We start from the raw sequence: 11966 nt of genomic DNA on the forward strand, positions 1-11966 counted from the left end.
GCGGAGCGTCAAATCTGGCGCCGTCCCGCAACGAGAACGATGAGAATATACCCGGTCCAGTCGGTGGTGCCCGAAGGCGTTGAGAGAGATGGGGATTCCTTTCACAAAAACGACTGAGTTGCAGTACGGATTCTCCATGAAATGCCCCTCATGCCCTACAATCTGTCAACAGAATGGGGAAACGTCAATACATCCAACATGGTTTTATATCCGGGGTGAGAATCAGCAGACAAAGATTAAAAAAAGTTCATAGCGTCATTCCCAGCAGAGAAATTTGTGCTATCAGCATAAACCCAGAATAAATACCTTTATATTTTTCTACAGGCAGTGATAAGCAATTATGGAAAATGGTAAAAATTTCTTGCGATGTGACCAATATGTGAGCGATAAATAGCGTGAACGTTAAAACGCACAGCGGAAAATGCTGAAGTTATCCATAAGCTTCGCGAAAAAAGATCGGTATATATATAAAAAAATACAATGGAAGATGTCACAAAATCGTGAGCAAATGGCAAAAAGCCGTCGTCGATGGGGTTTTGAGACATTTGCTCCCTTTCTCTGCCTGGCATCCTCTGGAAGTAGCGCGATATGCCTGCTCGGGAGAGGCTCCAGACGGAGTGAAGCATTTACGCCACGACCCAGGAATTGACTCCCCGGGCACCGTTTTCCGGATTTGCACGGCGACGGACGCAAAAAAGCCTGCTCGTTGAGCAGGCTTTTGAGGCTGATGACAAACCTGATTTAGATATTGTGCTCGCATTTCTGCCGGGTGGCGGCTATCGCCTTACCTGGCATGTAAAACCAATAATATCATCATGTTATGGGTTTTTCGTAGGCCCGCGCAAGCGAAGCGCCGCCGGGCAATTCCGGAAAAACGCACTTTGTCAGCAATCTGAAAAGCCTGCTCGTTGAGCAGGCTTTTCGAATCTGGTCGGTGATAGAGGATAACTCGCCACTGCGTGGCTCGCCCTGCGGGCCGTTGCTGACGCAACGTTCTCTCGCTTCGCTCGGGTCGAACCTCCTGCCCCCGGAGGTTCTCATCCTCGTTGACTACAGATGCAAAAAAGCCTGCTCGTTGAGCAGGCTTTTCGAATCTGGTCGGTGATAGAGGATAACTCGCCACTGCGTGGCTCGCCCTGCGGGCCGTTGCTGGCGCAACGTTCTCTCGCTTCGCTCGGGTCGAACCTCCTGCCCCCGGAGGTTCTCATCCTCGTTGACTACAGATGCAAAAAAGCCTGCTCGTTGAGCAGGCTTTTCGAATCTGGTCGGTGATAGAGGATTCGAACCTCCGACCCCTTCGTCCCGAACGAAGTGCGCTACCAGGCTGCGCCAATCACCGAATGCGGGCGCATCTTACTGCTGAGATACACAACCGTCAATGCCTTATTATGAAAAAGTCACTCAAGCGGCGAGAAACTCGCCACTCGGCTACTGCGTCTTCTCGTCCACGCCGGGAACGTGGCACCAGTTGTTATATTGATTAATCCCACCATCCGGCGAAGTATAGCCAAGACAACCCATAATGGTGTCATACAGTTCCACATGACGACGCGGCACCTTCATCGCCGCCTGCTGCTTCAGACGCGCAAAAGAGGCTGCATGATCAGGCGATTGCAGATACTTATCCGACATCCACACCAGCATCGGGACGCGAAACTGCTCAGGCGGCGCCATTTTACGCGGCGTACCGTGCAGATGCTCGCGCTCGTTAATTGATTCACCGTGGTCAGCCGCATAGAAGACAATCGCTTTCTTATCCCGCAACTGGTCCAGTACGCTAACGATAAAGTGATCCACATAGGTCACGCTGTTATCGTACGAGTTGATCAGTTCTTCTTTTGAACAGGTGTTATCGAGGCCGACGCACTCCGGCTGCCATCGGGCAAAACTACGCGGATAGCGTTGGGTATAGTTAAAGTGTGACCCCTTGGTATGCAGAATAATCAGGTGTTTACCCCCTGAGTTATTCACCAGACCACGCTGCAGTTCGTCCACCAGCAGCATATCGTCAACGCTCTTGCCGCGGTTGCGCGGCTCGGCGCCAATCTGCTCTCGATAAGCAATATTGTTAGCCATCGTATTGCTGTAGAACCACATCTCACTCTGCATGGCGTACAGATCGCCGGTAAAACCGAGCTGATGCAGAACGGCGAAAACGTTCTGTTCTTTCAGCGTCCGCTGTGGGTTATCCTCCGCTCCGCCCTGGCGCACAAACATGCAGCGCAGCGACAGCTTTGTCGCGGTATCGCAGGAGTATCCGCGGAAGGCGACCAGGTTTTTCTCCTGCGCCAGCGCAGGCGTGGTGTCCCGGCTATAGCCCAGAATACCCATATGATCCCAGCGGGTCGTTTCGCCAATGATAAACACCATGTAAGTGTCATCAAGCCCCTCAGGCGCGATGTAGGTGAATTTCTTCGCCGGGTTAATCAGGGATTGATTATCAGAAGATTCATCAACCTGTGCCCATGCATATAGCCCCAGCGCGGAAAGCCAGTTAGACGGCAAATAGGAGTTAGCCACCACTCCGCCATAACTTGGCAAATCCACTTCTGAACTACGCTCTACATTTTTTTGCCGGACATCCAGCAGGCGAATAGGCCCCCAGACCATCAGGCCGGCCAGTATCACAATAGCGACATTTTTCGCCCGCTGGCCCGGAGTGCGGATTTGCCGCAATAGCGTATAGCGGCAGCGGTTGTTCCAGATAAGCAGCAGAGGCAGCGCGCTCATCAGCACCAGCCAGAGAATCAGATGCCAGCCAATCACCTCTTTGGACAAGTCGACATCCGTGGTCATCACGGACGCAATAATGCCGTAGCCAATAACAACATTGAGGAAGGTCATGTAATAGCTGGCAGCCGCAGAGAATATAACCACGATCGTCGCGAGGATGCGCCATACCCGGCGTCCGAATAGCGACAAAATACGCAGCAGAAAAAAGGTAACCAGCACAGTCGCGATCAGTTCAACTGCACCTGAGATGCCTTTCCAGAAGGTAAATTCCTGAACATATCCCCCGAAGCGACGAAAAAATACGGCGGCATTCATAAACCAGCCGATGTACAGCGCGAGCCAGAAACTCAGCTTCTGCTGCGTCATCGTTTTAATGTATTTCATGCAAGCAAACCTGAAAAATGAAGAAATAAAACCTGCTGACTTAACCGAGATAAGTCAGCAGGTTAATAAAGCGCGTTTGTACCCATCTTACTTCAAGCGGCCTCTTTGTTGGCTGCCAGCAATAACCCGACCAATACCCGGCCTCGTCCTGACAGGCGCTCACCTGCCAGAGCACACCCGGAGACGCCTAGGTTGCCGCATCGATGAAACTTGAATGATGTTGTGTATCGTCTGTGATAAGAAACGTCGACAAAGCGCGCTAAGTAGACCACAGCGGAAGGGAAAAGTATCAGGGAGGAATGTGATCCAACCAAACATTTACAAAACATTTGGTTGGATAGACTCGGTTAGATTAGGTAATGAATTCACGCTCCCGCCAGGGGAGATGCGGTTCAGGCATGGGCCTGATGGTAAATTTCACTTTTCGGCTGACGAATGGTGGTCGACAGCGCCAGAGAAAGAATCAGCAGCGCAAAGATAACGCAGAAGGTCACGTAGAAACCGCCAAACAGTGAGGCAATCAGCGAGCCGCAAATGCTGCCGATACCAAAGCCGAGATAAATCACGCCGTAGTTTTTCGCCAGATTATTAAGACCAAAGAATTCGCTGACCAGCGACGGGAAGACGGTAATCGTTCCGCCGAAGTTAAACGCGACACAGGCAATCGCTGCGAAGAAGGTGGCTGCATTCAGCGGCGCGAACAGCAGCGCCGCCATACCGATAAGCGACACAACCTGGCCGATAGTAATGACCCGGATACGCGACATTTTATCGGACAGGATACCCAGCACCAGACGGCCGCTAAGGTTCGCGATGGAAATCACCGTAACCGCGTTTGCCGCCGTCGCCACATCAAGGTGCACCATCCCCTGGGCAATATCTTTCGCGACGCCAATAACGTACAGGCCGCTCATACAGGCAGTCAGGAACATGACCGCCAGCATCCAGTACTGCGGTTTACGCATTGATTCAGCGAGGGTAAAGTCGTTTTCAACCACCCCATTGCTTGCCGTCACGGTATGATTCGGCGCATCTTTCATCAGCGTTGCGCCAAACACAATCATCACCAGCACGATAGCGCCCCAGATAATAAAGGTTTTCTCCAGGCCGACCGTCGCCAGCAGATGGGAATCTATAAATTTAAAACCAAGGCTGCCAAGGCCATACGCGCCGATGGAAAAAGCCGAAATCAACCCCTTACGTTCCGGGAACCATTTTACGCAGTTCGACAGCGTCAGCAGATAACCGGCACCGTCGGCAAGCCCCACCAGCACGCCCGCACTCAGCCACAGCATCAACAGGCTACTGGCATGGGCGGTGAGGAAGAACCCGAGCCCCAGCAGAATACCGGACGCCATAGTGACGCGTCTGACGCCGAAACGCTCCTGCAATTTACCGGCAACGGATGAGGAAAGCGCCAGACCGAGGCTTAACAGACCAAATGAAAAAGCTACCTGACTGACCGGTTCATTTAACCTGGCGGAAAGCGAACTATTGAACAAACTCCATGTATAAACCGATCCCAACGCGAATTGGGTAATGATAGTGCCTATCAGCGTGAGCCAGCGGGTGTATTGACGGTTTGCAGCGTTCATAGCAGTTGTCCTGAATAATTAACTGCGGCCACAATAACGAAATCCCCTATAAGCCAGGGGGAAAAAGGCATGAACTGCCGCCTCCGGGGAATGAAATGCACTAAAGGCGGAATGAATGGCATTGAAAAACATCCATGCCTTCTTTACCTTCCAAAAAAGTTAGTGCTCACTATCATCATAATATGTGTCATCACTGTGATCACAAAGTAAAATAAACATATCAGATATGCTACAGATAGCCTCCATAATGCGCGTAGCCGCGCTATACGGTTAACGGCTTTTCACCATGCTTACGCTGGCAGTGAAGGCAAGTCAGAAGGCGATGCCTTTATTGCCAGACGCATTTATCTGCTGCACACGGGTAGCTTACTCGCGCGGTTGGTGATCGCTATCCCATGTATCGTGTTCCGGAGTATTACTTTTTCTGTCGATAGCGATATATTCCTGTTGTCAGGCATTGGCACTGATTACGCCCGACACCTGAATGGATACGTCGCCGGGCTCAGGCTCCCCGAAGATCATCACATTTCTTTATTATCACTATAGCGGCGTCCAAAAGAGTCCGGACAGCAAGATTGCGCTGTTTTCGAGGGGGGGTGGACGAGCCCTGTTTTGGGAATAATCCCCCCGATATAACGATTTATCTGTATCCTGCAGAGGAAATGAACAGATAGGTTTTAAAAAAGGGAGAGGCACATGCAACGTTGCGGATGGGTCAGCCAGGATCCTTTATATATTGAGTACCACGATAGCGAGTGGGGCGTTGCTGAAAAGGACTCTCGTAAACTGTTTGAAATGATTTGCCTTGAGGGCCAGCAGGCCGGATTATCGTGGATCACCGTGCTGAAAAAACGTGAAAATTACCGCCGTGCTTTTCACCACTTTGATCCGGTTCGCGTCGCGTCCATGGGCGAAGAGGACATTGAACGTCTGGTTCTGGATAGCGGGATTATTCGCCACCGCGGTAAAATTCAGGCCATCATCGGCAACGCACGGGCCTTTCTGGCCATGGAGGAAAACGGCGAGCCTTTCGCTGATTTTGTCTGGTCCTTCGTCGACAATCATCCGCAGATCACGGCCGCCGCCACGCTTGCCGAAATTCCGGCAACGACCCCGGCTTCTGATGCGCTGTCAAAAGCGCTGAAAAAACGCGGATTTAAGTTCGTCGGCTCAACTATCTGCTACTCCTTTATGCAGGCCTGCGGCCTGGTCAACGACCATGTTACCGGCTGCTTCTGTCACCCCGGAGGTCAGGATGATCCGCTACCGGGACAGTAACGAAGGCGACTCGCTGCTCGCGCTTTGGCTGAAAAGTACAATTCACGCACATCCATTTATTGATGAGCGCTACTGGCATGACAGCATCGCTGTGGTTCGCGATGTTTATCTGCCCACCGCCTGTACCTGGGTATGGGAACAGAACGGCGAACTGAAGGGCTTTATCAGCGTGATGGAGTCACGCTTTATCGGCGCGCTGTTCGTCGCGCCGGATGCCATCAGGCAGGGGATCGGCAGCGCGCTCATCAACGAAGTCAAAAAGCACTACGCCTGGCTCAGCCTGGAGGTGTACCAGAAAAACGTCCGGGCGGTAAATTTCTACCATGCGCAGGGCTTTCGCATTGAAGACTGCGCATGGCAGGATGAAACCCAGCATCCAACCTGGATTATGCACTGGTCGGCGGATCAAACGCCGTCAGCGTAAGCTCAGGCCCGGTATATTTCTCCAGCCACGCTAACGCCGTATTTCCGGCGCAACCATTACCGAGCCGCGATGTCGGGATATCTTTGGTCAGCACGTTCACCGCGCCGTTTTTACAGATACCTGACTGAGCATCGAGATCGGGCCACGCGCCTTCATGCAGACAGATAACCCCGGGACGGATACCGTCGGTCACCACTGCACCAGCCAGCACCTGACCGCGTGAATTCCACACCCGCACCAGATCGCCATCGGCGATATTACGCGCGCTCGCATCCTGCGAATGGATGATTAACGGTTCGCGATCCGCCACTGCGTACTGCGCGCGCAGCGACGTAGGGTTAAGCTGACTATGAAGACGATGAGCCGGATGCGCTGAAAGCAGTTGCAGTTGCCCCTCCTGCGCATTGCCATGCCACTCATCCGGCTCCAGCCACATCGGATGCGGCGGACAGTCCGGATAAGCAAAGCTGGCGATGGTCGGCGAATGAATTTCAATTTTACCGCTGGCGGTTTTCAACGGGTTCGCCTGTGGATCGTCGCGAAAGGCAGCGAAGCGGACGAAACGCGCGTTTTCCGGGTTTTCCGGCATTTCAATCAGCTTATTCGCCTGCCAGAACTGCGCGAATGGCGGCAGCGTCACCTGCTGAGCGGCCCCCCGCTGGGTGGCAATCTGGTAGAACGTCTCCAGCCACTGCAGATCGTTTTTACCTTCCGTAAAGCGCTCCCGACCACCCGTTTCCCAGCGTTCGCTGAGGTCAGCAAAAACATCAAAATCATCGCGCGCTTCATCGCGCGGTGCCACCACGCGCTTCATCGGTACCAGATGCTGGTTGCTGTAATCGCCGGTCATGGTCATATCATTGCGTTCAAACGAGGTGGTCGCGGGCAACACGATGTCGGCATGGCGCGCCGCCGCAGTCCAGAAGCATTCGGAAATAACGATAAGCTCCGGCTTCTGCCAGGCGCGGATCAGCCGGTTGGTGTCCTGATGATGGGTAAAGTTGGCACCGCCCGCCCACCAGATAAAGCGGATATCGGGGAAATGCCGTTCCATACCGTTATGCTGATAAGCCGCGCCGGGGTTTTCCAGCGCTTCAACGATGCGTGCTACCGGAATTTTTTCTACCGCATCGGTGCCTCCCGCCACGCAGCCCTGCATGGAAGCCAGCACCGCCGCACGGCGCGTCGGGTTGCCGCCGTTAGCAAAATGGTAGGAAAGGCCAAAACCCCCGCCCTTAGTGCCTATCTGACCTAGCATCGCGGCAAGGGTCACCAGCATCCAGTGTTTCTGCTCGCCGAACTGCTGGCGCTGCATACCCCAACCGGACATCAACATTGTCGTATTTTCGTGGAATAGTTGTGCCAGTTCGCGGATTTTATCCGCATTTACCCCGCAGATTTCCGCAGCCCATTCTGCGGTTTTTGGCGTGCCGTCGCTTTCTCCTTTGAGATAGCGGGCAAAAATCCCGTAGCCACTGGTACAGCGAGCCAGGAATTCATCGTCCTGCCAGCCGTTTTCCACCAGCGTATGGGCGATGCCGAGCATTAAGGCCACGTCAGTGCCCATATGCGGAGCGATCCACTCTGCCGCATCGCCAAAGAATGCCATGGTTTCCGATCGCATCGGATCGATGCAGATCACGCGCTTTCCGCTCTGACGCAGACGATCAAACCACGGGATCCCCTGCTCATCGGACGCATTCCAGGCGATTTTCAGCGTGTTTAGCGGATTCGCGCTCCACAACACCACTACATCGCTATGTTCCAGCACCAACGGCCAGCTGGTCTGCTGCTGGTAGACCTCATTGCCACCCACCACATACGGCATAATCGCCTGCGCCGCGCCGGTGGAATAATCGCCCAGATGCCCGGTATATCCGCCCGCCAGGCTCATATAGCGCTGGAGCAGCGTCGCCGCTTTATGCAATACGCCGTTGGAACGCCAACCGTAGGACCCCGCGAAGATCGACGACGGGCCATAACTGTCACGAATACGCCGATGCTGAACATTAATCAGGTCCATTGCCTGCGCCCAGCTCACCCGCACGAACGCATCCTGGCCGCGCACGCCCTGCGGGCTATCCGGCGAGGCAAGAAATCCCTTACGTACCATCGGATAGCGTACGCGCGTTTTACTGTGTACCTGATCGCGCACTGCGGTTTGCAGGGAGTTAGTGAAAGGCGTATCAATCGCGCCACGGGATGAGATGACGTTTTCACCATCCGTTTCGACCAGCATTGGCCCCCAGTGGGCGGCGGTCAGGATGGTTTTGGTGGCAGATGAAATTGACAAAGCAGGCTCCTGGTCAGCGATAGCAGGTGTGGTGACGGCCTGTTATTAAGCCGTTCAATAGTATTTACAAATTGAGATGCGCTCTGCGGAATTTTCTCCGTCTTCGGACAACATAATCAACTGTCGTGGTTGCTGTGGCAAAGAATAAAAATAATTAAGGAAAGAAGCGAACGCATAATGGCGGGTTTCAGCACAATGCCGGACGCCAGGGGAATGGGCGAAACGTCCTCCTGGCCATTCACTCACAGCGGAGATGACAAGCACCTTTCATATTAACCGTGAACGGTACAGGCCACTGAACAGAACCAGGCAAAATGCTTGATATAGCGGATTTTCGCGCTAAGGTGTGTGCAGATTTCAGCAAAGGAAGCCACCATGGCGAAAGCGGCGCGAGCAACCATTAGCGATGTGGCGAAAGCCGCAAAAACCGGCAAAACCAGCATTTCACGCTATCTGAACGGCGAAAAACATCTGCTTTCCGACGATCTGCTGGGGCGGATTGAAAAAGCCATCGCCGAGCTTGATTATCGCCCCAGCCTGATGGCCCGCGGCCTGAAGCATGGCCGTACCCGGCTGATTGGCCTGATTATCGCCGATATCACCAACCCCTACTCCGTCAATGTGCTCAGCGGCATCGAGGCCGCCTGCCGTGATAAAGGCTTCACGCTGCTGGTGTGTAATACCAACAACGAAGTGGACCAGGAGCTTCACTATCTCGACCTCCTGCGCAGCTATCAGGTGGAAGGGATTGTGGTCAACGCGGTGGGAATGCGCGAAGACGGGCTTAACCGCCTGCAGCAGTCGGCGCTGCCGATGGTGCTTATCGACCGCAAAATTCCTGAATTCGCCTGCGATGTCGTCGGTCTCGATAACACCCAGGCCGCGACCACCGCCACCGAACATCTGGTGGAAAAAGGCTTTGAAGCATTGTTGTTCCTCAGCGAGCCGCTCGGCTCGGTCAATACCCGCCGCGAGCGCCTGAACGCCTTTCATCAGACGCTCCGCCACCATGCCGATATTGTCGCGGAAAACGCCGAAGTACCGCTGAACGATAGCGCGATGCTGGATGACGTCCTGCGTCATTTCCACTCCCACCATCGTGGGATGCGTAAAGCGGTGATTTCCGCTAATGGGGCGCTGACCCTGCAGGTCGCGCGCGCCCTGAAGCGCGTTGGCCTGATTTGGGGCAGCGATATCGGGCTGCTGGGTTTCGATGAGCTGGAGTGGGCCGAGCTGGCGGGCGTGGGGATTACGACACTTAAGCAACCCACCTGGCAGATTGGTTTCGCCGCTATCGAGCAGGTCGTGCGGCGGATTAACGGCAGTAACGACCCGGTCTGTGAACGGGTGTTTTCCGGTGAACTCATCGTCAGGGGCTCCACCTCCCGCTAACGATCCTTCGTGATGGCGATCATAAATTAGACATACTGACCTTTTCTTTGGAACCGGTACCATCTAGCGTAATAAATAACGCATCAGATAACCGCCGGGAGTTTATGGAATGGCCAGGAAAATTATTGTCGTTACCGCCGCTTACGGTAATGACCATGTTAAAGCGCTCGGCGGGCAGTCCGCCGTGCTGCCGTTTATCGCCGCTGCCGGGGCGGACGGCGTGGAAATTCGCCGCGAACTGTTCAGCGCCGATGAACTGAACCACCTGCCGTCGCTGGCCGCAGACATTGAGCGCCGTGGTCTGCTGGCTTGCTACTCAGCCCCGGAAGCCCTGTTTGCCCGCGATGGCGCGCTCAATCCGCAACTTCCCTCTCTCCTGCTGGAAGCGCAAACCCTTAATGCGCTGTGGCTGAAACTCTCGCTGGGCAACTTTAACCACCACAAGGAACTGGAAGCGCTGCGGGATATTCTGCGCGAAAGCGGGATGACGCTGGTGGTTGAGAACGATCAGACTGATTGCGGCCAGTTAGCGCCAATGCAACGCTTCAAAGCCGCCTGCCGGGTTAATCAGCTGCCCATCACCCTGACCTTTGATATGGGCAACTGGTTGTGGGTCGGCGACTCGCCGGAAGAAGCCGCCCGCCATCTGGCGCCCGCCGTCAGCTATATCCACGTCAAAGCGGCTGAGCCGCATCATTCGCACTTTCGTGCCGTGCCGCCGGACGAAGCCGCCGACCGCTGGCTGACACTGCTCGACAACCTGCCCGCCGATGCCCCCCGCGGGATTGAATTTCCGCTGACCGGGCAGGACCTGACGGCCGTGACCCGCCGCTATGTCAACCTGTTACGCAAGGATTAAGTTATGCAAAAAACGTTGGATGTCATCACGATAGGCGAAGCTATGGCGATGTTTGTCGCCAGCGAAACCGGCGAACTGGCTGACGCTGAGCACTTTATGAAACGCGTTGCGGGGGCCGAACTGAACGTCGCCACCGGCCTTGCCCGTCTGGGTTTTCGCGTCGGCTGGGTAAGCCGCGTCGGCGAGGATAGCTTTGGCCGCTTCATCCTCAACACGCTGGCGAAAGAGGGAATCGACGCTGACGGGGTTAGCCTGGATCGCCGCTACGCTACCGGCTTTCAGTTGAAATCTAAAGTCGATAATGGAACCGATCCCATTGTGGAATATTTCCGTAAAGGCTCCGCCGCCAGCCATCTGTCGCCGGACGACTTTAACGAAGCGTACTTCGCCAGCGCCCGTCATCTGCACTTAAGCGGCGTCGCCGCTGCGCTGTCAGACAGCTCGTACGCGCTGCTGGAGCATGCTGCTCGTGCCATGAAAGGCCAGGGGAAAACCCTCTCATTCGACCCGAATCTGCGTCCGACGCTATGGAAAAGTACCGCCGAAATGGTCGGGCAACTCAACCGCCTCGCTTTTCAGGCCGACTGGGTGCTGCCTGGTTTGAAAGAAGGGATGGTTCTGACCGGTCAGCAGACGCCCGAAGCCATCGCCGATTTCTACCTAACCCGCGGCGTACGCACGGTGGTGATCAAGACCGGTTCCGATGGCGCCTGGTATAAAACCGCTGACGGCGACCAGGGGGCGGTAGCGGCGATAAAAGTCGATAACGTCGTGGATACCGTCGGCGCAGGCGATGGTTTTGCCGTCGGCGTGATTAGCGCCCTGCTGGAAGGCAAGTCGCTGCAGCAGGCGGTACTGCGCGGCAACAAAATCGGTTCATTGGCCATTCAGGTCCAGGGCGATAGCGAAGGGTTGCCCACGCGCGAGGCGCTGGGCGAGTAAGCAACGCCCACGCAATGTACGGCCGTCCTGTACCCTACATGCAGCGCGGCGTAACCGATCTTTTCT

Annotated in this window: 8 protein-coding genes, 1 tRNA gene, 2 other RNA genes and 1 pseudogene; 5 read left to right on the plus strand and 7 right to left on the minus strand. The window is 54.7% G+C overall.

Translation table 11 applies throughout. The features are described 5' to 3' along the window. Positions 1-928 precede the first annotated feature (928 nt). From FE839_RS04405 to FE839_RS25075, 6 genes and pseudogenes are all read right to left on the minus strand, one after another. Positions 929-1062, minus strand: a non-coding RNA gene (locus FE839_RS04405) — RtT sRNA. A gap of 33 nt (positions 1063-1095) precedes the next feature. Beyond that, a non-coding RNA gene (locus FE839_RS04410) (RtT sRNA) lies at positions 1096-1229 on the minus strand. A 33-nt stretch (positions 1230-1262) separates the two neighbouring features. Continuing rightward, positions 1263-1339 (minus strand) — tRNA-Pro (locus FE839_RS04415). 89 nt (positions 1340-1428) lie between these two features. After that, entirely contained in the window at positions 1429-3117 is a 1689-nt protein-coding gene (eptB, locus tag FE839_RS04420; RefSeq protein ID WP_138359530.1) for a kdo(2)-lipid A phosphoethanolamine 7''-transferase, read from the minus strand. A 392-nt stretch (positions 3118-3509) separates the two neighbouring features. After that, on the minus strand, positions 3510-4712 hold the full coding sequence (locus tag FE839_RS04425) for an L-lactate MFS transporter (RefSeq protein ID WP_138359532.1): 1203 nt from the start codon (positions 4710-4712) through the stop codon (positions 3510-3512). A 372-nt stretch (positions 4713-5084) separates the two neighbouring features. Further along, positions 5085-5253, minus strand: a pseudogene (locus FE839_RS25075) (autotransporter outer membrane beta-barrel domain-containing protein); the annotation flags it as partial. A 155-nt stretch (positions 5254-5408) separates the two neighbouring features. On the opposite strand from FE839_RS25075, the gene tag reads away from it, so the two are divergent. Both tag and FE839_RS04440 read left to right on the plus strand, forming a co-directional pair. Further along, positions 5409-5990, plus strand: a complete 582-nt coding sequence (gene tag, locus FE839_RS04435; RefSeq protein ID WP_138359534.1) for a DNA-3-methyladenine glycosylase I — start codon at positions 5409-5411, stop codon at positions 5988-5990. After that, positions 5968-6414 (plus strand): N-acetyltransferase, encoded by a 447-nt coding sequence (locus tag FE839_RS04440; RefSeq protein WP_138359536.1) that lies wholly within the window; start codon positions 5968-5970, stop codon positions 6412-6414. Before tag ends, FE839_RS04440 begins: the two co-directional genes overlap by 23 nt. Here the strand turns inward: FE839_RS04440 and FE839_RS04445 are convergent. Beyond that, positions 6377-8707, minus strand: a complete 2331-nt coding sequence (locus FE839_RS04445; protein WP_138359538.1) for a molybdopterin guanine dinucleotide-containing S/N-oxide reductase — start codon at positions 8705-8707, stop codon at positions 6377-6379. The genes FE839_RS04440 and FE839_RS04445 overlap by 38 nt on opposite strands. A gap of 375 nt (positions 8708-9082) precedes the next feature. Here FE839_RS04445 and FE839_RS04450 point away from each other — a divergent pair, with 375 nt between their 5' ends. The 3 genes from FE839_RS04450 to FE839_RS04460 all read left to right on the plus strand — a co-directional run bounded on the left by FE839_RS04450 (position 9083) and on the right by FE839_RS04460 (position 11900). Beyond that, on the plus strand, positions 9083-10099 hold the full coding sequence (locus tag FE839_RS04450; RefSeq protein ID WP_138359540.1) for a LacI family DNA-binding transcriptional regulator: 1017 nt from the start codon (positions 9083-9085) through the stop codon (positions 10097-10099). 109 nt (positions 10100-10208) lie between these two features. Then, positions 10209-10958, plus strand: a complete 750-nt coding sequence (locus FE839_RS04455) for a sugar phosphate isomerase/epimerase family protein (RefSeq protein WP_138359542.1) — start codon at positions 10209-10211, stop codon at positions 10956-10958. Between the two features lie 3 nt (positions 10959-10961). Further along, entirely contained in the window at positions 10962-11900 is a 939-nt protein-coding gene (locus FE839_RS04460) for a sugar kinase (protein ID WP_138359544.1), read from the plus strand. Positions 11901-11966: the final 66 nt, after the last annotated feature.

Source organism: Klebsiella indica (assembly GCF_005860775.1).
Classification (GTDB): domain Bacteria; phylum Pseudomonadota; class Gammaproteobacteria; order Enterobacterales; family Enterobacteriaceae; genus Klebsiella; species Klebsiella indica.